This is a genomic window from Sinomonas sp. ASV322 (genome assembly GCF_030908245.1).
GTDB lineage: Bacteria > Actinomycetota > Actinomycetes > Actinomycetales > Micrococcaceae > Sinomonas.
This window is the reverse complement of the sequence record NZ_JAVFJJ010000002.1, coordinates 421,401-442,029: the sequence shown is the minus strand read 5'-3', so window position 1 is coordinate 442,029 and position 20,629 is coordinate 421,401. Positions and strand designations below refer to the sequence as shown.

The following is a 20,629-nucleotide window of genomic DNA, read 5'->3' as shown; positions in this document are numbered from 1 at the left end:
TTCGCTGAGGGTCCTCCCCGCGGGGCCGGCCGTAGAATGGCCGTACCCCGAGGCGAACGCAGCGCTCAACGGCGCGGCGACAGGTGACACTGGAGGACTTGGGTGGTGGCGGCTCGGATGTTGGCGCATCCGGGCCGCCGTTCTTCGTGGTGCCGCGAGCTATGCGGCGGGCCGGTCAGGCCGGTGTTGTTCCTGCCCCCTCTCCGAGTCGTGCCGCGAGCTGTGCGGCGATTTCGTCGCGTGAGGTTCCGGCTGCGAGGGCGGCATGCAGGCCCTCCCAGAGGTCGAGGCCGCCGAACGTCTTGTGGTCGATCCGCTCGAGGAGGTCGGCCACGAAGGCCCGCTCTGCCTCCTGGATCGCGAGGCGGTAGGAGGACTCGATGAGGAAAAGTTCGGGGAGGCCGCTCGCGCTCGCGTCGAGCGCCCGCCGGTCTCGGATCTCGGCGTCGAGCCGTTCGAGACGCTCCTCGAGGCACGCCCGGGCCTCGGCGGGGGTCAGAATCGGCAGGAGGGAGAGACCGGCCTCGAAGTCCGGGTACTCCTTGACGGGCCGCGCGAGGAGGTCCCGCAACCAGTCGAGGGCCTCGGTCATGCCGGCAGGCGTGATCTCGTAGACGATCCGCTCGGGGCGGTTGCCTTCGCGCTCGGTCCGGGCGGCCTTGATGAGGCCGTGCGATTCGAGAGAGCGGATGACGGCGTAGAGCGAGCCGAAGTTGAGGCGGATGCTGTCCTGCTTGCCGCGTTCGCGCAGCGTCGTGGTGATCTCGTACGGGTACATAGGGCGTTCCCACACACACGCGAGCACTGCAAGCGCCAGGGGGTTTGAAACCGGTCGCTTCGCCATGGTCCGCCTGCCTTCTATCCGCGATGTGAGCCAGGTATCCGATGCCGAATACTTCATTTAGAGTATTAGCAATGGAGTAGGAGGTCAAGCGGCATAGAGTGAGGCGGTGAACCTCCTCATCGCAGCGCTCGGCGTCCTCGGCGTCTCCGCCTCTGGTCCGCTCATCGCCGCGACGCTCGCGGGAAGCTCCGTCACAGCCCTTGCGATCGCGTTCTGGCGCAACGCCCTCGCGGCCGTCGTCCTCGCGGCCCCCGTGGCCATCCGAAGCCCTGGGCAGTTCGGCCGGCTGCGCCGGCGCGAGTACATGTGGTCGTCCTTGGCCGGCCTCGCGCTCGCGTTCCATTTCGTGTGCTTCATCCTCTCGCTCACGCTCACGACCGTCGCGGCGTCGACCGCGCTCGTGTGCCTCCAATCGGGGTGGATCGCCCTCTTCTCGCTGGTCCGCGGGCGCAGGCTGCCGGGCGCCGTCGTCCTCGGCCTCGGCGTCTCGTTCGCCGGGGTCGTCGCGATCACGGGATTCGACCTCGGCGGCTCGCGGGACGCCGCCGTCGGCGACCTCCTCGCCGTTGCCGGCGGGATTCTCGCGGGGCTCTATACGATGGCGGGCAGCAAGGCCCGGCAGACGATGGGGACCGGCACGTACACGACCTTGTGCTACGGGGTGTGCGCCGCGATCGTGGCCGTCCTCGCGCTCGCGTCGGGGCAGCGGCTCGCCGGGTTCGAGCCCATCGGCTGGGCGGGAATCGTCGCGATCACGGTCGCGGCGCAGCTCGTGGGGCATACGGCGTTCAACCACCTCGTCGCGAAGTACAGCCCGCTCGTCGTCTCGATGATCATCCTGCTCGAGATCCCCGGGGCGGCGATCCTCGCCGCGGTGTTCCTGCACCAGGTGGTTCCCGCCGGCACCTATGCGGGGCTCGCGCTCATCCTTGCAGGCCTCGCCGTCGTCGTCCTGGGCCAGCGCCGCTCACAACGTGAGCCGAACGTCCAGCCCGAACTCGGAACGGACTGAGCGCGGCTACGGACTGAGCGCGGCTACAGACTGAACGCGGCTACTGGGCGTCGCGCGCTTCCCGCAGCGCGCGGTCGGCGTAGGCGACGGCCCGCTTCGCGCGGTCGACCACATGGGCCGACGCGGCCGCGTTGCTTGCCGAGCGCGCCGCTGACCGCGCCGCCTCCCCCGTCGCCTCCTTGGCCGCGGCCTCGGCAGCGACGGACGCGGCGCGTGCCTCGGCGTCGTCGACCTCTCCCCTGATCCACGCGAACGCCGCTTCGACCGCGCGCCGAGGCCGCGCGTCGCCGGGTCGCTCGCGCTCGAAGAGGACGAGCACGCGGCTGGCCGCCTCGGCCGCCATGAGTGTGTGCGCTCGGTGCTCCGCCGCGCTCTCCCCGCCCGCCGCCACGGCGCGCCTCAGATTCCGCCGCGCTTGACGGAGGTCGTGTTCGCCGTGTGGATCGCGCGGAGGAGCTTCGCGGGGAAGTACAGCGAGAAGAACACGACCATGGGGGCCTTGAGGGCCATCTTCTTGACGTTATGGGCTTTGTACGTGCGGTCGAAGCGCGTCACGTAGTAGCGGTAATCCCGCGGCGAATCCTCGAGGCGCCGTGCCGACATTCCCGAGATCATGTTGGGCCAGTACTGGACCCGCAGCTGGTGTTCGGCGAGGTGAAGCGAGAGGTCGATGTCCTCGTGCATCTCGTCCCGCTCATCGCGGCACACCTCGCCGCGGATGGTGTGCCACGCGCCCCGGCGCAGCGCCATGTTGGACCCGAAGAGGAAGTGATACTGATGCTTCGCCAGCTTGAGCATGAGCTGGCGCGCCTTGTCGTCGGCCTTGAGGCCGAAGCGCCGCATCGGCATGTCGTAGTACACGACCGGGCCCGTCGCGGCCTCCACCGACGGATCGGCGAAAGCCTTGACGACCTCCTCAACCCAGTCCGGCTCGAGGAGCGAATCCGCGTCGATGCGGCCGAGGATGTCACCGCGTGCCGCGTCGAGCCCGAAGTTGCGGGTCGGGATGAGGCCCTGGTCCGTGTCCTGGCTCAAGAGCCGGATGCCGGCCTCGGGGTACTCGAGCTGCATCTGCCGCACGATCGACGCCGTCGAATCCTTCGACATGTTGTCCACGACGATGATCTCGAGCGCCGGGACCGACTGGTAGATGGCCGCCGTCACGCACTGGCGGATGACGCTCTCTTCGTTGTACGCGGGAACGACGATCGACACGCTCGAACGGCCGGTCGTGTGCGACGCCGACGAGGAGGCGGATTCAGGAGCCATCAGCCCCAATCTAGCAAAGCGCGGAGGTCTCGGTTACTGCGGGTCCCACCGGAACCAGCGGATGCCGATCCCAGCGAACACAACGATGTACCCGAGGCACGCGATGAGGGCCGTCGTCTCGTCGGAGCCCCACGGCACAAGGTTCAGCACCGCGGAGTACAAGTTGATGAGGGCGCCCACGGGCGTCCATGACGCGAAGGTCTTGAAGTCGTCGCCGAGGATTCCGGTGGATCCGAGGATGCCCGTGAGGATCAGGAGGATGTACAGCACCCGGCCGATCGCGTTGATCAACGTCGCGGACCTCACAAGGCCCACGAGCGCTTGTCCGAGGCTCAGGAACACGGCAGCGCCCAAGAGCGAGACCACGAGGATGAGGAGGTAATCGCCTGCCGTGAAGGCCGTGCTGTGGATGATGCTCCCCACCACCATGACGACGACGGCGACCGCCAGGTTCGTGGCGAGCTGCACCCCGAGGCGGCTCGCCATGATGGCCCAGGTCGGGGTCGGGGAGACGCGAAGGCGCTGGAACACCCCGGCCTCGCGGTCCCTGGCCACCGTCGTCGAGTAGCCGATGAGCGCCGAGGAGAGCAGGCCGTACGTGATGGCCATCCCGATGAGGAAGCCGGGATTCCCGAACCTGCCGCGGTTGGTCACGACGAGGACGATGATCGGCAGCACGAAGTTGAGGATCAGCGCCTGGCGGCTTCGCAGCAGGACGGTCGCGTCCGCGCGGACGAGCGATCGCAGCGTGAGGCCGAGTTGGGGCATGGGCGAGGCGGCGGTCTCAGTCACGGATGGCACTTCCTGTCAGCCCGATGAAGACGTCTTCGAGCGTTACGTCGCCGCGGGCGACGGCGCGCACGCGCGGATCGTCGCGGTGCATGGCCACGAGCTCCCCGGGCGCGCCGAGGGCCTGGAGCCGGCCGTGGTCGATGATGGCGACGCGATCGCAGACGGCCTGAGCCTCCTCCATCGAGTGCGTCGTGAGGAGCACGCTCCCGCCGGCCTCGCGCGACCTCTCGATGCGGTCCCACAGCTGGCGCCGCGATTGGGGATCGAGTCCCGAGGTGGGCTCGTCGAGGAGCAGGATCGGCGGATCGTGGATCGTGGCGACCATGAGCGAGAACCGCTGCTGCTGGCCGCCCGAGAGCTTCTTGAACGGCTTGGCCGCCTCCTGCTCGAGGCCCACGTCCGCGAGACGGTCCCTGAGGGCGCGGCGCGGGAGGTCGAGCCCGTAGAGGCCGGCGTGGAGGCGCGCGAGCTGCTCGATGGTGAGCTCGGCCTGGAAGCTCGAGGCCTGTAGCTGGACGCCGAGTTTCGCTTTGACGGCGAGCGGTGCGTGGATCGGGGAGGCGCCGTCAACCGAGACGCTCCCGCTCACGGGCTTCTTGAGGCCCTCGATGACGCTGAGCGTCGTCGTCTTCCCCGCGCCGTTCGGCCCTAGGAGGCCGAAGATCTCCCCTCGGAGGATCGAGAAGCCCAGTCCGTCCACGGCTGTCTGCGAGCCATAGCGGACTACGAGCTCGCGTACTTCGAGAATCGCCGGCCGCTCTGCATCGCCCACCGAGCCACCTCCGCGCCGTCGGGACCTTCCACCATGAGGATAGGTCCAGAATGTGCGCCCGTCCTGAGCACGAGTCGACCCCGATCCTGAGAGTCTGCTGTGGATCGCGGGGGCCAGAGAAATGGCCGGCTCTTCGCGGGGAAGAGCCGGCCATTCGCGGTGGGGGTCAGGAGCTAGCGCCCGCCTCGTCCTCGCCGCGGCTCGCGTTGTGGATGTTCTTCATCGCCGTCGAGGCGTCCGTCGCGACGTGCTTGGCCTCGCCCTTGGGCTCGCCTTCCGTGCTTTCGCCCGCGCCCGCGGCTTCGGCGGGCTCGCCCTCGGAGTGTTCGGGGCCCATGGCGACCTCGCTCGCGGGGACGGGGGCGGGCTCGATGACGTCGGACGACGGCGCCTCGTCGGCCTTCGCCTCTCCCGCGCCTGCGGCGTCGCTCGCCTCGGGAGCCGCGCTGGACTCCGTCGCACCGGAATCGGCGCCCGACGGCGGGGTCACGGCCACGGGCTTGACGGGAACCGGGGTCTTCCAAGGGTCCTCGACGGGCTTGGCTGCCCGCCAAGCGGCCACTCCCGCGGCCGCCGCGGCTGCGATGACACCGAAGATGAGCAGCCCGCGGCGCTTCTTGGCCGGCTTCTGCGCGACTTGCTGGACGGCTTCCTGCGCAGCGCCGATGGCCTCGCGTGCGGCGGCGTCTGCCTGCCGGACGATGCCGGTCTCGGCAAGGCGCGCCGCGACGGCGTCGACCTGGCCCGGCGCCGCGGCAAGGCCTCGGTTCACCGTCTCTGCGGCCGCTGCGAGGCCCTCGGAAATGCGCGGAACGACCTGTTCCGCCGCCTCCTTGATGGCCGGCCCCGCCTTGTCCACCGCTTCGTGGAGGCGCGGCGCCGTCGTGTCCACGATCTCGGTGATCCTCGGGGCGAGGTGGGAGAGCCCCTCCTGGATCTTGGGCGTGACGGTGGCGACGCCCTCGGCGAGGTTGTGCGCCGCCGTCTTGAGGCCCTCCTGGACCATCGGCGACGCGGCATCGAGACCCTGCTGGATCTTCGGGACGGCCCATTCCACGGCGGCGTCGACGCGGGGCTGCGCCCATTCGCGTGCGTTCTCGACGCTTTCCGCGACGGTCTTCTCGAGTGATTTCTTCACGGTTACCTCCAGAGATCTGCTAGGTCCACTCGTCAGCCTACGAGAGCCCGCCGCCGGATGCTATGGATGCAGGGCATTCGGCGGGCCGCGGACCGGCGATTTCACCGACCGCAGAACCCTTGGCCCCGCCCGGTGGGCCTGCAGGGGCGCATGGAACAATGAGCCCATGAGCGCTATCGCAACCGCCAAGGCAACCATCCACACGAACCACGGCGACATCGTGGTCAACCTCTTCGGCAACCACGCGCCGAAGACCGTGAAGAACTTCGTGGGACTCGCGACGGGCGAGCAGTCCTGGACGCACCCCGAGACGGGCGAGGACAAGTCCGGCACGCCCCTCTACAACGGCACGATCTTTCACCGCATCATCAAGGACTTCATGATCCAGGGCGGCGATCCCCTGGGCAAGGGCGTGGGCGGCCCCGGCTACCGCTTCGACGACGAGATCCACCCCGAGCTCAACTTCAAGGATCCGTACAAGCTCGCGATGGCCAACGCGGGCATCCAGGGCGGCAAGGGCACGAACGGCTCGCAGTTCTTCATCACGACGGTCGACACGAGCTGGCTCTTCGGGAAGCACACGATCTTCGGCGAGGTGGCCGACGAGGCCTCGAAGAAGGTTGTCGACGAGATCGAGGGTGTTCGCACGGGCATGCAGGACCGGCCCGTCCAGGACGTCGTGATCACGTCGATCGAGGTCGAGCAGCTCTGAATATCCTCTAACTGGAATATATAGACGTCTGAGATATTCCGAATGAGTTATGGAATGTCGCCCGCGGAGCCGGCCGCCGTGCCCGTGTGCCCTCGCCACCCAGATCGGATCTCCTATGTGAGATGCCAGAGGTGCGGGCGCCCCACGTGCACAGAGTGCCAGCGGCCGGCCGCGGTCGGCATCCACTGCGTCGACTGCGTGCGGGAGCTCTCGGCGCCGCCGGTGAGGACCCGCTTCGGCGCGCGGGTGGGCCGATCAGGCCAGCCGGTTGTCACGTGGGTGATCATCGCCGTCAATGTGGCCGTGTACGCGCTCCAGTGGCTTCTCCCGAACGATGAGGTCTATCAGGACTTTGCGTACGCGACGGCGCTCACGGCGGCCGAGCCTTGGCGCATGCTCACGAGCGCGTTTCTGCATTCCCAGGGATTCGTCCTCCACATCGTGCTCAACATGTACACGCTGTGGATCTTCGGGCGCGTCCTCGAGCCCGTGCTCGGGCGGGTCCGCTATCTCGCGGTGTACCTCATCTCGGCCTTCGGCGGATCCGTGGGCTTCTTCGTGCTCACGCCCGTCTCGATGAACGGCGTGATCGGCGCTTCGGGGGCGATCTTCGGCCTCTTCGGTGCGCTCTTCGTCGTCGTCCGCCAGCGCGGGGGAGACGTGAGCCAGCTCCTCATCCTCATCGGCATCAACGCCGTGCTGGGCTTTGTCATCCAGGGCATCGCATGGCAGGCACATCTCGGCGGGCTCATCACGGGTGGGCTCACGACGGCGGCCATCGCCTATGCGCCGCGCGGCCGCTTCCAGCTTGTCGTCCAGATCGGCGGGCTCGCGCTCGTCGCCGCCCTGCTCGTGGTCCTCGCCTTTGCCCGGGCGAGGATGCTCGGAGGGTCGCTGCCGACGTCGGCCGTCTGACCGCTCACGGCCGATCGGCGAGTCAGGACGCGAGCAGCCCGTCTGCGACGATCTCGAGCATCCCCTTCATGGTCTCCGCGGGGAGTTCGCTGCTGTCGGCGACGGCGGCGACCCCGCCCACGATCCGGCACACCTGCATGGGCTCTACGTCTGCGCGCAGTGCTGGGCCGAGTCCGTCGATCATGCGCCGATTCGCGCTGAGGTACGTCTCGCACTTCGCGGCGAAGGGCGACCCCGGGTCGCCGAGGGACGCGGTGATCCGTGCGGCCGCCCCCTTGTGCGCCGTGAGCATCGCCGCGTATTCCGTGAGCCACGCGAGCAGCTGATCGCGGGCTGGAGCGTTGAGGTCGAGCGCGGCGTCGACGGCGGCGTTGACCTTGTCTGCCCACGCCTCGAGGACCGCGTCGTACAGCGTCTCCTTCGTGGGGAAGTGCCGGTAGAGCGTTCCGGTTCCCACCTCCGACGCCTTGGCGACCTCATCCATCGATACGGCGTCGAAGCCCTTGGAGCGGAAGAGGGCGCGCGCAACGTCGACGATGCGATCGCGGTTGCGGCGAGCGTCTGCGCGCACTGAAACCAAACCCTTCTCAGAAAGCCATTGCAAAGCGGAGAGTGTCTCCGTATAGTTCTAACCGGAGCTTCTCTCCTCTTAGTGTACGTCAGCTCTCTCCGGCTAGAACAGGACACAATCCTCATGGCACCCACAATGGCTCTGCGCACGCCCGCTCCGGCGGCGCCCTCCAGCCCGCGGACCGGTAACACCGGCCTGTGGCTGGTCATGCTGGCCCAGCTCATGCTCGTCCTCGACGCGACCGTGGTGAACGTCGCGCTCCCGCACATCGCCGCCGACCTCAACTTCTCCCGGGCGGAGCTCAGCTGGGTTCTCAACGGCTACGCCCTCGCCTTCGGCGGACTCCTGCTGCTCGGCGGACGCGTCGGCGATGTCCTGGGCCGCCGCAGCACGTTCCTCGTCGGCGTTGCGGCCTTCACGCTGTTCTCGCTCCTCGGCGGCCTCGCCACATCCCCGCTCCTGCTCGTCGTCGCCCGCGCCCTCCAGGGCCTCGGCGCGGCCTTCGCCGCCCCGAGCGTGCTCGCGCTCATCACGACGAACGCCCGCGACGAGGGAGCCCGAAATCGTGCCCTTGCGCTCTTCTCGGCCATCGCGTCCATGGGCGGTGCCCTCGGCCTCATCCTCGGCGGTGTCCTCACGGACACAACGAGCTGGCGCTGGACGCTCTTCATCAACGTGCCGATCGGCATCGTCGTCCTGCTTGCCGTTCCGCGCCTTGTCGCCGAAACCCCGCGCCGGCCCGGGCGATTCGACGTTCTCGGCGCGATCACGGCAACCGGCGGCGCTGTCTCGATCGTGTGGGCCCTGCTCCAGGCGCCCGACTACGGATGGTTCAGCGCCAGGACGATCGGCGGGTTCGCTGTGGGCGCCGTGCTCCTCGGGGTGCTCGCCGTGACAGAACGCCGCGTGTCCCACCCGCTCCTGGCGCCGAAGCTGCTGCGTAGCCCGAGCCGGGTCGCCGCACTTGCGGCCATGGCCGCGACGTATGGCGGCATGCTCGCGATGTTCTTCCTCATGGTCCAGTACCTTGAGGACGACCTGCACCTCACCCCGATCGTGACCGGCCTCGCGTTCCTGCCGATGCCCTTGAGCATCTTCGCCATGTCCCGCATCATTCCGCGCCTCGTCGAGCGCGTCGGCGCCGTTCGCCTCGTGCTCATCGGAACCGCGCTGCGCGTCGCCGCCTTCGTGCCGCTCACCCAGTTGGGCCCCGGTACCAACCTCGTGACGGTGGCTCTCGCACTCGTCGGCACGGGCATCTCGGCCGGGATCACCTTCATGCCGCTCACGACACTCGCGCTGCGCGACGTCGAGCCCGAGCATGCCGGGTCCGCTTCGGGGCTCTTCCAGACGATGCAGCAGCTCGGCGGGGCAGTGGGCCTTGCCATCGTGGCGTCGACCTTCGCGGCGTTTGCCGCGCCGGGCGACTTCTTTGTCGGTGGCCGCGCGGGCTTCTGGTCCGCGACGGTGCTTTCGGTGCTCGCGCTTGCGGCCGTGGCGGGGCTGGCCATGAGGCCTCGGAAGCTCGTGTGAGCACACTAATCCACAGGCGTTGTCCACAGTGTGCACAACTTACAGGGGTGTAGTTACCGACCGGTTTGCCCGCTCCCGGTGCCGCCGTGATGGCGACGCCGCGAGCGGGGCGTCCTCCGCTATCCCCAGCTGTGGAGAAGTAGATCGAACAGAATGTGGAAACTGTGCACGGGCCTGCGGGCCCGTGCACAGTCTTGTTTGGGTCTTGTCTGGATCTCGTCTGCGTCTCGCCTGCGCAGGCCGCGTCAGCCTCGCGCGAGCACTTCGTCGAGCCGTTCGTAGCCCTCGCTCATACCGTCGGACATCCCGGCCTGGAGCATCGCGTCACGGGCTTCGACCGACTGGAACGTCGAGTGGATCGTCAGGCGGCAGCGTTCGCCGTCGAGCGGCTCGAGTTCCGCGGAATCGAGCGATACGTGGCCCGGCGCGCCCTCGTACTCGAAGGTCTGGACCATGCGCCGCGGCGCCGTGAGCTCGTGGAACGAGCCGTGGAAGGCGAACGATTGGCCCTCATTGTCGGACTGCACGAATCGGTAGGATCCGCCGCTCCGGGGTTCGAAGCGGTCGAGCGTCGTCACAAGCCTGCGAGGACCGATCCACTGGACGAAGAGCTCGGGGTCCACATGGGCCGCGTAGACTCGCTCGGCCGGAGCGTCGAACTCGCGGATGACCGTGATGAACGGGAGGCCCGGCTCGGCGGAGACTTCGGTGGTCTTGGTCGTGGTCATGATGGATTCTCCTGGGATGCGAGAAGTGCGTCGAGGCGTGCGTAGCGCTCCTCGGCTGCTTGGCGGTAGCCCTCGAGCCAATCCGTGAGGCGGGCCAGGGCCTGGGGGTCGAGATGGCAGGGGCGGCGCTGGGCGTCGCGGCTGCGCGTGATGAGGCCGGCGTCCTCGAGCACCTTGATGTGCTTGGAGACGGCCTGGAGGGTCACGGAGAAGGGCTCGGCGAGCTCGTTCACCGTGGCATCCCCTTGAGCGAGGCGGGCCACGAGGCGGCGACGCAGGGGGTCCGACAGCGCGGCGAAAGCCCGGTTGAGCCGGTCTTCCTCGGCCGTTTCGGGGTCGGCTGCGACAGTGGTCATGGCGTCCTCCCGATAGATCAACTGAACTGTTGATCAACTAACTAGTTGATAACACGAGACTAGATCGCCGAAACGATCGCGTCAAGGGCTGTCGAGGACAAAAGTCGAAGACAAAACGGAGTGCCCCGTCCGAACGCGAGGTTCGGGCGGGGCACCGCCTCGTCGGAGCGGCCGTGGCCCTGGTGGCTACTTCTTGTGGACCAAGTAGATGGCGCCCGTGGTGACGTCTTCCTCGAGGGCCTCGAGCGTGCGGCCACGGCTCTCGGGCACCTGGGTGACGACGAAGATCAGGGCGAGGGCACCGACGCCGGCGAAGAGGAAGAACGTTCCCGTGATACCCATCGACGCCACCATCGACGGGAAGTAGAGCGAGAGGAACCCGTTGACCACCCAGAGGGCGAACACGGCGACGCCGATGCCGAAACCGCGCATGTGCAGCGGGAAGATCTCGGAGAGATAGACCCAGACGGCGATGTTGAGGAATGTCTGCATCGAGCCGACGAAGGCGACAACGAGGAACAGGATCACGAAGGGACGGATCGGGTTGCCGATCGGCAGCGCCATCGAGGCGATGCCGATGAGCACATGGCAGGCCGTGGTGAGTGAGAGGCCCGTGATGAACGTCTTGCGACGGTCGAGGCGGTCCATCATCTTGAGCGCGATGATGCCGCCGACCACGGCGATCACCCCGGGGGCGATGTTGGCGATGAGCGCGCCGTCCTTGCTGAAGCCGGACTCCGTGAGGACAGTCTGGCCGTAGTACATGATCGAGTTGATGCCGGTCAGCTGCTGCGCCACCCCGAGGCCCATCGCTACCAGCAGGATCCGGAAGAGATTCTTGTTCGAGAAGATCGCGCGCCATCCGATCTGGTGGCTCTCGCGCTCCTCCTGGGCTACGTGCTCGACGTCGGCGAGTTCGGCGACTGCCCGATCGTGGGTACGGACGGTCTTCAGGACGGCGAGGGCCTCCGGGTGGCGTCCCTTCTCGACGAGCCAGCGCGGCGACTCGGGCATCCGCAGCATGCCGAAGAACAGTGCGATGGCGGGGAGTGCGCAGATCGCGAACATGATGCGCCACACGCCGCCGACGTTGCCGAAGACACTGCCAATGATGGCGTTGACGACGAACGCCGTGAGCTGGCCGATGACGATCGCAAGCTCGTTGCGGCCGGCGAGCGAACCACGGATCTCGAACGGCGCGAGTTCGGCGAGGAAGACCGGCACCACGGTCGAGGCACCGCCGACGGCGAGGCCGAGGAGGATGCGGCCGACGACGAGGATCTCGAAGTTCGGAGTGAACACGACCGCGAGCGTTCCCGCAAAGAACAGGACGGCCAAGAGGATGATCGTTTTGCGACGGCCCCACGCGTCGGAGAGCCGCCCGCCGAAGATCGCGCCGATCGCGGCCGCAAAGACGAGCGAGGCGGTGACGACGCCCTCCGTGATCGGGGTCAGCCCGAGCTCCGCGGACATGGGGCTCAGGGCCCCGTTGATGACACCCGTGTCGTAGCCGAAGAGCAGGCCGCCGAACGTAGCGACGAGCGCGACGAGGCCGAGGCGCTTGCGGTGCGGGCCATCGGTCAGGGGCGGGAGCGGTGTATTCGACGCTCCGAGCTGCGTTGGTGAACTAGCCATCAGGACTCCTTTGTCGGTGCAGCGTGCGGGCCGTGACCTCGCACACAGAACAGACTAACGCGCGAAAGACGTTAATGTAAGGTCAAACGGACAAACTTCTTGCAACTGTCTTTCTCCGTCGCCCACGTGCCGAGTGGGAGGATGAGGGCGTGACAACGCAGGCCGCCCGCGATCCCCGTCGCCCCGCGACGCAGGAGGACGTCGCGCGTGCCGTGGGGGTCTCGCGCACGCTCGTCTCCTTCGCGTTCCGTGGCGCGCCCGGGGTGAGCAAGGAGACGCGGGAGGCCATCTTCGAGGCCGCTGCGAGGCTCGGCTATCGGCAGAATGCGGCGGCGGCGGATCTCGCGAGCAAGCGGGCTTCCGCCGTCGGCCTCTATCTCCTCGACATCAGGAACGAGACGTACGCCGAGATCCTGAGCGGGATCCGCGGCGCCCTCGAGGGGGCGCGCAACCGGCTCGTGCTGAGCGTCGCCCATTCGAGTGGCGGCACCGAGCGGGCCGGGATCGAGTCCCTCATCGAAGCCCGCGTCGGGATTGTCATCGGGGCCACGCTCCTCGATTCCGAGGACCATGTCCGCGAACTCTCGCGCAGCGTCCCCGTCGTGAGCGTCGCGCGCCGGATCGAGGGGGTGGACAGCGTGTATTCGGACGACCGCATGGGCGCACGGGCAGCGACGGCTCACCTCTTGAGCCTCGGTCACACCCGCATCGCGCACTTCACGGGGCCCTCACCCTTCGGCTACCAGGACCGCGAGCTTGCCTACGAGCAGACGATGCGCGAGGCCGGGCTGCCTCCGTGGGTCGTTGTCGCCGACGATTACACCCAGGCCTCCGCGGAGCGCCTCGCGCTGCGCCTCTTCGATACGGAGAGCCGTCCGACCGCCATCTTCGCGCACAACGACCAGATCGCGCTCGGAATCCGGGAGGCCGCCTACGCCAAGGGCATCCGTGTGCCGGAGGACCTCTCTCTCATTGGCTACGACGACTCGCGGCTCGCGAGGCTCCGGGGGATCGACCTCACATCCGTCGACCTCGGCGCGCTCGAGCTCGGCCGCGTCGCGGGCGCCGCGGCTCTCGAGCGGCTGCGGGATCCCCACGCGCCGGCCGTCGACGTCAGGAGCGAGCCGTCCCTCGTTGTCCGCGCGTCGACCGCTCCGCCGCGAGGCAGCCGCTCGCGCTGAACCTCGCAGGCCGTCCCTTCCCCGGATGTCCACAGCGCTTGTCCACAGTGTGGGTAACTTACAGGCATGTAGTTCCTCGGCCGTTTCCCGCGTCATGACGAGCGCGGATCGGCATACGGGGCACTGTCGCCGGCGGCATTGTTCACACCTGTGGATAACTTTGGGGATAGCACCTGTTGGAAAGTGCACAACGCATGGTGCCAGCGGACGACGGCGGGGGCGCTCCTCGCGGGGCACTCCTCGCCGCTGTCGGTCCCAGCGGATAGGCTCAGGCCAAGGAGGCATCCATGAGCAATCTCGAACTCGAGCCCCAGGAGACACTGTGCGGTGCCGAGCACGCCGCGGTGCCAGCCATCGAACTCATCGAGCCGAGGGACGTTCCCCTCGGAGGCCCCCGTGCTATGCCGGTGCGCCGCACGCTGCCCTCCAAGGCGCGGAGCCTCATCGGCGCGTGGTGCTTCCTCGACCATTACGGTCCCGACGATGTCTCGCGGACCGGCGGCATGCGCGTCCCGCCCCATCCTCACACGGGTCTGCAGACCGTCAGCTGGCTGTTCACGGGCGAGGTTGAGCACCGTGACAGCGCGGGCCATCACGCGCTTGTCCGCCCCGGGGAGCTCAACCTCATGACCGCGGGGCGGGGGATCAACCATTCCGAATACTCGACCCCCGGCACGACGGTTCTCCACGGCGCCCAGTTGTGGACGGCCCTCCCCGAAGGATCCCGGCACGTCGAACCGGGCTTCGAGCGCTACGTGCCCCCCGTCGTCGTCCTTCGCGGGCACGACGGCGAAACGGCCGGGGAAGCCCGCGTCTTCCTTGGAGGCCTCGCGGGCAGCACGTCGCCCGTCCGCACCCACACGCCCCTGCTTGGTGCCGAAATCCTGCTCAGCCCGGGCGGCGCCGTCGTCCTCGATCTCGACGTGAGCTTCGAGCACGGCGTCCTGGCGGACAACGCGCCGGCCGTCGTCGACGGCGCGGACGTGCCTCAGCGGTCTCTTGCGTACGTTCCGCCGGGCCGATCGACGCTGCTGCTCGCGAATGCGGGTCGGGACGTGCTCCGACTCCTGCTCCTGGGCGGCACGCCCTTCGACGAGGAGATCACGATGTGGTGGAACTTCGTCGGGCGGGGGCACGAGGAGATCGTTGCGTTCCGCACGGCGTGGCAGCGCCAGATCGGCGCGGAACCGGGGGACGACGGCGTGCCATTCGGTCCCGTCGTCGAGGCTACGGGGGGCGACTCCGCGCTTCCCGCCCCCGAACTTCCCCATGTCCGCCTCCGCCCGCGCGGTGGCTCTCGAGAAAGGAACGCGCAGTGATGGACCGGATCGAGATCGTCTGGGCGCCCGACCTTCACCGCTACGAGCTCCGCGACGCAGGCAAACGCATCGGGATGACCCTCTATCGCCCGCAGGAGAAGGGGGAGGTCTACGCGTTCGACCACACAGAGGTCCACGAGGGCTATTCGGGCCTGGGGCTCGCGGGGCGTCTCGTGCAGTTCGCACTCGACGACGTCCGCGCGAGGGGCGTCAAGATCCGCCCGTACTGCCCCTACGTGCGTGCGTTCCTCCGTCGCCACCCCGAGTATCAGGACCTCGTGGTCGAAGGCTTCGTCTCGCCCGAGGACTGAGCTGATCCACAGCTGTTTTCCACAGGGCTTTCCCCACGTGGATAACTTACAGCCATGTGATTCGGGTCCGCGAAGCTGCCCGGCCTTCTCTGCGCAGGCCGTTGGGCGGGGTCTCGCGAGACAATCATCCCCAGTGAATCCACAAGCTGTGGATAACTTGTCGCACAAAGTTCACACACTGTGGACGTCGGCGGCATTCAGTGCGCCGATTCCGGTGCTACCGTGACTCTGCGGCGATTCGGCCCCTCCCTCCGCAGAGGAATCCCATGAGCATCGTGTGGAAGCCCATTGAGCCCTCGGACACACCCGCGTGGGCTGAGCTCAGCAACCTCCTGTCCACGGCTGACGGCTCGGACGAGCATTACGCACCCGAAGACCTCGCCGAGGAGCTTGAGGAGCCGGGAGTCGACCCGTACCTTGACACGCTGGGTGCGTGGAAGGGCCGGGACATGGTCGCGTACGGGCAACTTCGCGTCGGGGCAGGACTGCGCGATGGCATCGCGAAGGCTTTTCTGGGCGGTGGGGTGCACCCCGGATGGCGGGGGCGCGGCCTTGGCCGCGCGGTCATGGATTGGATCGAGCCGCGCGCGGCCCAGCTCGCCGGGATCCGCCATCCCGGAGCACCCGGCCTGCTCTCGGTCTGGGCCGGAATTCCGGGGTCGGCGTCCGCGAGACTCGCGGCAGCGCGGGGCTATCGGCCGGCGCGCTATCTGCAGGACCTCCAGCTCGACCTCGCGGACTGGTCGCCTGAAGGACTCAGCCATCTCGAGGTGGAGCGGCCCCGCGCGACGAGGCCCGGGCTGCCGTTCGACCTGGCCGACGGCGATCTCGCCGAGGCGACCCGCCGCGCCCACAACGAGGCGTTCGCCCAGCATCGCGGCGCCACCGAGCGGGATCATGGCCTGTGGGTCGCCCAGATATCGGGATCGACGTTCAGGCCCGAGCTGAGTCGGGTGGCCCTCAGCCCCGATCGAGGGCTCGACTCCCGCGACGCGGTGGACGGCTACGTGCTGTGCGGCGAGTACGTGCCGGGCGAGCTCTATGTGTGTTTCGTGGGGACTCGGCGCCGTGCCCGCGGCCGCGGCGTCGCCACCGGGCTGCTGCTGGAGGTGCTTGCCGCCGCGAAGGCCGAGGGGTTCCGGGTGGCGGCCCTCGGGGTCGATGCCGAGGGTCCCGGCGGGGGCGTCGGGCTGTACGAGCGGGTCGGGTTCCGGCGCGTGCGCACCGACGTCGTCTATGAGAAGGCGCTGCCGGCGCCCGTGCCGGCTTGACGACGCTACGCTGGCCACCGTGGATCCGCTGAGCCAGCCGTTGCCCTCGTCGTCCGTCTCGTTTTCGGCCCAGCAACGGAAGTGAGACTCATGCGCGCGGTTCCTGGGGTCGTCGTCGTCGGGCTCTTGGCCCTCGGTGCCGCGACCGCCTGCTCGGGCGGCGGCTCTCCCGCCCCCGGCGAGAGCGCGCCGCCCGCTGCCCGCGATTCCGGAGGCGCGCAGACTCCGGCCAGTCCGGCTCCCGCGCCGACTTCGGCATATCCGGCTCCCGCGCAGACTCCGGCCAGTCCGGCTCCCGCGCGACTTCCGCCGACGGCGGGCGGCCTGAGCTATCAGCTTGGCGGGGCGTACCCGCCGTCGTCCGGCGTCGCGATCGTCATTCGGGATCGCAAGGAATCGCCGGCGCCCGGGCTGTACTCGATCTGCTACGTCAACGCGTTCCAGGCGCAGCCCGGCGAGACGGCCTGGTGGAGCGAGAACCATCCCGAACTGCTGCTCCGCGACCCTCGCGGCTCGCTCGTGATTGACCCTCAGTGGAACGAGCCGCTTCTGAACCTCGACACGGATGCGGCCCGCCGCGCCCTCGCCGAGATGGTCGGCGGCTGGATCGACGGTTGCGCGCGCGACGGATTCTCGGCGATCGAGGCGGACAATTTCGACTCCTTCTCGCGCTCGCGCGGCCTTCTGAGCGAAGCCGACGCGCTCGCGTACGGGCGCATGCTCGCGGAGCGCGCGCACCGAGCGGGCCTCGTCATCGCACAGAAGAACGCGTCCGAGCTAAGCTCTCAAGCCCGTGCCGTCGGCTTCGACTTCGCCGTCGCGGAGGAGTGCGGGGCCCTTTCCGAATGCGGCGCCTACGTGGACGTGTATGGATCCCAGGTTCTGGACATCGAGTACACAGACGAGCCGGAGAGCGCCTTCATCAGGGCCTGCCACGATTTCGGCACGCGCATCCAGATCACGCGACGCGACCGCAACCTCGTTCCCGTTGGCCAGCCCGGCCACCACGAGCAGTGGTGCGACGCGCGGTCCTAGGGCCCAGGGGTTGTGCCGAACAGTACGCGTACTGGAAGGAACGTGTCCCGTCGTGTCCGCGTTTGAAGGACCTGCGCCGACGCGAGACGCGGATTTTCGGGCCTCCCCTGCGTGGCGGGCGTGGTTGAGGCGCCGAACTCGTACACGAAGGCACACGGTGGGGGCGGTTCCGCGCAGTACGCGTACAGTGCGGAACCGCCGTCCCGGGCTCGGCGTCTCAGTGCATCGCGGCAGCGGGCTCAGCGCCCTCCTCCGCGGGGACCGACGGACGATTCCGCAGGAACGCCGCGAGCACGACCGACGCGATCGCGACGCAGGCCGCAATGAGGAAGGCCGCGCGGAAGCCGCTCATCTGAGCGTCCACCGCCGTCGCCCCGGAAGCCGCGACGGCGTGCGATTGCGCCGCCATCACCCCGACGAGCAGGGCCGTCCCGGCTGCGCCCGCGACCTGCTGGAGCGTGCTCAGAATGGCCGAGCCGTGGCTGTACAGGTGGGGAGGAAGCGGATTGAGGCCACTCGTGAACGCGGGGGTGAAGAGGAGCGCGAGGCCGAGGGACATGGCGATGTGCAGCGCGAGAACGAGCCACACGGGAGTGTCCGCCGTGAGGAACGCGAGCACGAAGAGGACCGCCGTGATGAAGCCGGTCCCCGTGAGGGTGAGCGGGAGCGGGCCCACGCGGTCGAACCACTTCCCGACCGTCGGGGCGAGGAGCCCCATGACGAGGCCGCCCGGAAGGAGCAGCAGCCCGGTCGAGAGGGTGTCGAGGCCACGAACCTGCTGGAGATAGATCGGCAGGAGGATGATCACGCCGAACAGGGCGATCATGCCCACGACGAGGAGCGCTGTCCCGATCGTGTACATCGGGTAGGTGAAGGCCCGAAGGTCAAGAAGCGGCGAGCCCGAGCGCTGCAGCATGAGCTGGCGCGCAACGAACAGCCCGAGGCACACGATGCCGACCGCAAGCGGGAGAACGGGGCCGAGGCCGCCCTGGCCCTGGCCGCCGAGCTGGCTCAGCCCGTACACGACGCCGCCGAACGCCGGCACCGTGAGGACGACAGAGAGCAGGTCGAGACTTGGCTTCTCACCCTCGGCGGCGCCGACGAGCTTGCGCGCGCCGAAGAAGAGCGACGCGAGCGCAATCGGCAGCACCGTCAGGAACATGAACCGCCATGAGAGGAACTGGAGGATGAGCCCCGAGAGGGTCGGCCCGATCGCGGGCGCGACCGAGATGACGATGCTGACGGTACCCATGACCTGTCCGCGGCGCGCGATGGGGACCAAGGTGAGCACTGACGTCATGAGCAGCGGGAGCATGATCGCGGTCCCGCACGCCTGGACGACGCGCGCGAGGAGGAGTACCTCGAACCCGGGCGCGAGCGCCGCGAGCAGTGTGCCCGCGCTGAAGAGGCTCATCGCGAGGATGAACACCGTGCGGCGCGAGAGCCGCTGAAGCAGGAAGCCGGTCGTCGGGATGACGACGGACATCGTGAGCATGAAGGCGGTCGCGAGCCATTGCACGGTGGGCGCGTCGATGTGAAGCTCGGCCATGAGGCGCGGAAGCGCGACGTTCATGATCGTCTCGTTGAGGATCACGACGAACGTTGCCGTCACGAGGGCCGTGATGATGAGGCGGTTCTCGGCGGAAATCTGATGAGTGGACGCGGGCGTCACGGGAGTCTCCTGTGGGAGTTCGGGCGCGGAAAAGTGATGGGGTGGACACTGGTCATCGTGCTGGACAGGTGCGGGCAAGCGGGTTCTGGGCCTCCGACACAACAGTCCAACAGCTCAGTGTGCCCGAATGTTCCGGGGCGCGCCAGCATCCGATTGAATTTTCTCAATCAGTCTGGAACCGGCGTGTCGTGAGGCTCCGGCGTGTCGCGTTCCGGGCGGCGGACGGGCGGCGGAAGGGAGCGGGCGGTGGTCGTGAGAGTCACAGGCTCGGTGAACCTTCGGCTAACTCGGGCTTGCTAAGCTCTTAAGGCTCGGCCGTCGTTGCGGCCGGACCCATCCCCCACCTCCCACATCCGGGACGTGCTCGCGCGCGCCCTCCGGATGGCCGCGCCGACACCGAGGAGAACCTGCAGCTCATGACAGTCTTGGCCTCGCGCTCCACCTACGACGACTACGACGAGGACCACCGGTCCGACCTCGATTCCAAGTACGAGGAGGGCTTCGGCCAGGGACCCGAGCTCGACTACGACGAAGGGGACGACCTCGACGACCTCTTCTCCGGGCTTTTCGACGACGTCGACGACGAGGACGACGACGACGATTCGACCACCCAGCGCAAGGCACCCAAGGCGAAGGGCGCCAAGACCAAGAGCACGGCGGCGAAAAGTACGACGGCGAAGCACACGACCGCGCCCGCCTCGCCCGTGATGATGCGCGCCGCGGAGCCCACGCCCGAGTCGCGGGGATCCGTCAAGGAGAAGGACGGCACGGCGACGATGGTCGGGACGAGCCACGTCTCGGCCTCGGGCGTCGTGGTGACGCTCGCCTCGCCGACCCGCCTCATCGTCACGAAGTCGGATCCTGTCGCTGCGCCTGCCGCGTCGGCTCCCGATGAGCTGACTTTCGCCGATGCGGCGGCCGAGCAGCGCGCCCAAGCAGCTGCCGAGCTTGATCCCGAGGAGGCCACCGAGGGCCGTGCGACGGTGCAAGATCCCGCGCTCGTCGCCCTCGCCGAGTCGGCGTCCCGGGCCCGGGTGGCGGCCGAGACGGCGGCGAACGCGGCGAAGCGGGCCGTGACCGAGGCGGTCGCGAAGGCTGCGGCGGCGAAGGCCGCGGCGGCAGAGGCGTCGGCCGCGGAAGAGGCCGCCCAAGCGGCGCTCGCGCGCTCGACAGCGGCCGAGGCAGAGGCGCGGGCCGCCGCTGAGCGCCTCGCTGAGGCACGGCTTGCCGGACTCGAGCAGCGTGCGGAGATCCAGCCTGCGGCCGAACCCTGCGGGACGCTGTCTGAGTCAGCGGAATCGACGGCAGACGCCTCCGTGCCGGACGCCCAGATCGCGACGGCCGGCGGCCCCATGCGGGACGACGCGGTCGCCTACGAGGGCCAGCCGCATGAGGATGCCGAGCGCGCCGAGGAGCGCACCGCCGAGCCGAGGGGCCACCGCGAGCCGAGTGACGCCGAATCGAGCGGCCAGACCGAGCCGAGCGCCGTCGTCGTCCTTGACCCCGCCCTCGCGGCGGATCCGCTCTTCGGGCCCTCCATCGCGCCCGTCAACGAGCACGTCG

The 20,629-nt window shown here is 68.6% G+C and carries 20 protein-coding genes; 9 read left to right on the top strand and 11 right to left on the bottom strand.

The features are described 5' to 3' along the window. Positions 1-175 precede the first annotated feature (175 nt). Positions 176-844 (bottom strand): PadR family transcriptional regulator, encoded by a 669-nt coding sequence (locus tag RBS12_RS04690; RefSeq protein WP_307964903.1) that lies wholly within the window; start codon positions 842-844, stop codon positions 176-178. A 106-nt stretch (positions 845-950) separates the two neighbouring features. Between RBS12_RS04690 and RBS12_RS04685 the strand changes: the two genes are divergently transcribed. Continuing rightward, positions 951-1,856, top strand: a complete 906-nt coding sequence (locus tag RBS12_RS04685; RefSeq protein ID WP_307964902.1) for a DMT family transporter — start codon at positions 951-953, stop codon at positions 1,854-1,856. A 40-nt stretch (positions 1,857-1,896) separates the two neighbouring features. Here RBS12_RS04685 and RBS12_RS04680 read toward each other — a convergent pair whose 3' ends face one another. The 5 genes from RBS12_RS04680 to RBS12_RS04660 form a co-directional block, all read right to left on the bottom strand. Continuing rightward, positions 1,897-2,247 carry a putative immunity protein gene (locus RBS12_RS04680; RefSeq protein ID WP_307964901.1) on the bottom strand — a complete coding sequence of 117 codons (351 nt, stop codon included), beginning with the start codon at positions 2,245-2,247 and terminating at the stop codon, positions 1,897-1,899. An 8-nt stretch (positions 2,248-2,255) separates the two neighbouring features. Continuing rightward, positions 2,256-3,125, bottom strand: a complete 870-nt coding sequence (locus RBS12_RS04675; RefSeq protein WP_307964900.1) for a glycosyltransferase family 2 protein — start codon at positions 3,123-3,125, stop codon at positions 2,256-2,258. A 33-nt stretch (positions 3,126-3,158) separates the two neighbouring features. Next, entirely contained in the window at positions 3,159-3,917 is a 759-nt protein-coding gene (locus tag RBS12_RS04670; protein ID WP_307964899.1) for an ABC transporter permease, read from the bottom strand. After that, the gene (locus tag RBS12_RS04665) at positions 3,910-4,689 is read right to left on the bottom strand and encodes an ABC transporter ATP-binding protein (RefSeq protein WP_307964898.1); all 780 of its coding nucleotides are present in this window, start codon (positions 4,687-4,689) and stop codon (positions 3,910-3,912) included. The genes RBS12_RS04670 and RBS12_RS04665 overlap by 8 nt, the downstream gene beginning before the upstream one ends. A 166-nt stretch (positions 4,690-4,855) precedes the next feature. Continuing rightward, positions 4,856-5,827 (bottom strand): hypothetical protein, encoded by a 972-nt coding sequence (locus tag RBS12_RS04660; RefSeq protein ID WP_307964897.1) that lies wholly within the window; start codon positions 5,825-5,827, stop codon positions 4,856-4,858. Positions 5,828-5,993: 166 nt separating this feature from the next. Here RBS12_RS04660 and RBS12_RS04655 point away from each other — a divergent pair, with 166 nt between their 5' ends. Together RBS12_RS04655 and RBS12_RS04650 are read left to right on the top strand one after the other, a co-directional pair. After that, positions 5,994-6,539 (top strand): peptidylprolyl isomerase, encoded by a 546-nt coding sequence (locus tag RBS12_RS04655; RefSeq protein ID WP_307964896.1) that lies wholly within the window; start codon positions 5,994-5,996, stop codon positions 6,537-6,539. A 222-nt stretch (positions 6,540-6,761) separates the two neighbouring features. Next, positions 6,762-7,454 carry a rhomboid family intramembrane serine protease gene (locus RBS12_RS04650; RefSeq protein WP_307964895.1) on the top strand — a complete coding sequence of 231 codons (693 nt, stop codon included), beginning with the start codon at positions 6,762-6,764 and terminating at the stop codon, positions 7,452-7,454. Between the two features lie 22 nt (positions 7,455-7,476). On the opposite strand, the gene RBS12_RS04645 is transcribed toward RBS12_RS04650, so the two are convergent. Further along, positions 7,477-8,025 (bottom strand): helix-turn-helix domain-containing protein, encoded by a 549-nt coding sequence (locus RBS12_RS04645; protein ID WP_307964894.1) that lies wholly within the window; start codon positions 8,023-8,025, stop codon positions 7,477-7,479. Between the two features lie 123 nt (positions 8,026-8,148). Here RBS12_RS04645 and RBS12_RS04640 point away from each other — a divergent pair, with 123 nt between their 5' ends. Next, on the top strand, positions 8,149-9,558 hold the full coding sequence (locus tag RBS12_RS04640) for an MFS transporter (RefSeq protein ID WP_307964893.1): 1,410 nt from the start codon (positions 8,149-8,151) through the stop codon (positions 9,556-9,558). Between the two features lie 245 nt (positions 9,559-9,803). On the opposite strand, the gene RBS12_RS04635 is transcribed toward RBS12_RS04640, so the two are convergent. The 3 genes from RBS12_RS04635 to RBS12_RS04625 form a co-directional block, all read right to left on the bottom strand. Then, a complete protein-coding gene (locus tag RBS12_RS04635) occupies positions 9,804-10,286 on the bottom strand; it encodes an SRPBCC family protein (RefSeq protein WP_307964892.1) in 483 nt (160 codons plus the stop codon). Then, positions 10,283-10,642: a metalloregulator ArsR/SmtB family transcription factor gene (locus RBS12_RS04630; protein WP_307964891.1), complete on the bottom strand. Its 360-nt coding sequence runs from the start codon at positions 10,640-10,642 to the stop codon at positions 10,283-10,285. The genes RBS12_RS04635 and RBS12_RS04630 overlap by 4 nt, the downstream gene beginning before the upstream one ends. Positions 10,643-10,828: 186 nt before the next feature. Then, positions 10,829-12,277, bottom strand: coding sequence for a sugar porter family MFS transporter (locus tag RBS12_RS04625; RefSeq protein ID WP_307964890.1), 1,449 nt, complete (start codon positions 12,275-12,277; stop codon positions 10,829-10,831). A 149-nt stretch (positions 12,278-12,426) separates the two neighbouring features. Between RBS12_RS04625 and RBS12_RS04620 the strand changes: the two genes are divergently transcribed. From RBS12_RS04620 to RBS12_RS04600, 5 genes are all read left to right on the top strand, one after another. Then, positions 12,427-13,458 (top strand): LacI family DNA-binding transcriptional regulator, encoded by a 1,032-nt coding sequence (locus RBS12_RS04620; RefSeq protein WP_307964889.1) that lies wholly within the window; start codon positions 12,427-12,429, stop codon positions 13,456-13,458. A gap of 287 nt (positions 13,459-13,745) precedes the next feature. After that, on the top strand, positions 13,746-14,777 hold the full coding sequence (locus RBS12_RS04615) for a pirin family protein (protein WP_307964888.1): 1,032 nt from the start codon (positions 13,746-13,748) through the stop codon (positions 14,775-14,777). Further along, positions 14,777-15,088 carry a GNAT family N-acetyltransferase gene (locus RBS12_RS04610; protein WP_307964887.1) on the top strand — a complete coding sequence of 104 codons (312 nt, stop codon included), beginning with the start codon at positions 14,777-14,779 and terminating at the stop codon, positions 15,086-15,088. The genes RBS12_RS04615 and RBS12_RS04610 overlap by 1 nt, the downstream gene beginning before the upstream one ends. Positions 15,089-15,354: 266 nt before the next feature. Then, the gene (locus RBS12_RS04605) at positions 15,355-16,359 is read left to right on the top strand and encodes a GNAT family N-acetyltransferase (protein WP_307964886.1); all 1,005 of its coding nucleotides are present in this window, start codon (positions 15,355-15,357) and stop codon (positions 16,357-16,359) included. 90 nt (positions 16,360-16,449) lie between these two features. After that, positions 16,450-17,394 (top strand): endo alpha-1,4 polygalactosaminidase, encoded by a 945-nt coding sequence (locus RBS12_RS04600; RefSeq protein WP_307964885.1) that lies wholly within the window; start codon positions 16,450-16,452, stop codon positions 17,392-17,394. A gap of 217 nt (positions 17,395-17,611) precedes the next feature. Here RBS12_RS04600 and RBS12_RS04595 read toward each other — a convergent pair whose 3' ends face one another. Beyond that, positions 17,612-19,066, bottom strand: coding sequence for a DHA2 family efflux MFS transporter permease subunit (locus RBS12_RS04595; RefSeq protein ID WP_307964884.1), 1,455 nt, complete (start codon positions 19,064-19,066; stop codon positions 17,612-17,614). Between the last annotated feature and the right edge of the window lie 1,563 nt (positions 19,067-20,629).

Bases quoted from the DNA above. Each gene is read 5' to 3' on its own strand.
- RBS12_RS04630 (WP_307964891.1), bottom strand. From the start codon at position 10,642: ATGACCACTGTCGCAGCCGACCCCGAAACGGCCGAGGAAGACCGGCTC.
- RBS12_RS04600 (WP_307964885.1), top strand. From the start codon at position 16,450: ATGCGCGCGGTTCCTGGGGTCGTCGTCGTCGGGCTCTTGGCCCTCGGT.
- RBS12_RS04655 (WP_307964896.1), top strand. From the start codon at position 5,994: ATGAGCGCTATCGCAACCGCCAAGGCAACCATCCACACGAACCACGGC.
- RBS12_RS04635 (WP_307964892.1), bottom strand. From the start codon at position 10,286: ATGACCACGACCAAGACCACCGAAGTCTCCGCCGAGCCGGGCCTCCCG.
- RBS12_RS04690 (WP_307964903.1), bottom strand. From the start codon at position 844: ATGGCGAAGCGACCGGTTTCAAACCCCCTGGCGCTTGCAGTGCTCGCG.
- RBS12_RS04615 (WP_307964888.1), top strand. From the start codon at position 13,746: ATGAGCAATCTCGAACTCGAGCCCCAGGAGACACTGTGCGGTGCCGAG.
- RBS12_RS04610 (WP_307964887.1), top strand. From the start codon at position 14,777: ATGGACCGGATCGAGATCGTCTGGGCGCCCGACCTTCACCGCTACGAG.
- RBS12_RS04625 (WP_307964890.1), bottom strand. From the start codon at position 12,277: ATGGCTAGTTCACCAACGCAGCTCGGAGCGTCGAATACACCGCTCCCG.
- RBS12_RS04640 (WP_307964893.1), top strand. From the start codon at position 8,149: ATGGCACCCACAATGGCTCTGCGCACGCCCGCTCCGGCGGCGCCCTCC.
- RBS12_RS04605 (WP_307964886.1), top strand. From the start codon at position 15,355: ATGAGCATCGTGTGGAAGCCCATTGAGCCCTCGGACACACCCGCGTGG.
- RBS12_RS04675 (WP_307964900.1), bottom strand. From the start codon at position 3,125: ATGGCTCCTGAATCCGCCTCCTCGTCGGCGTCGCACACGACCGGCCGT.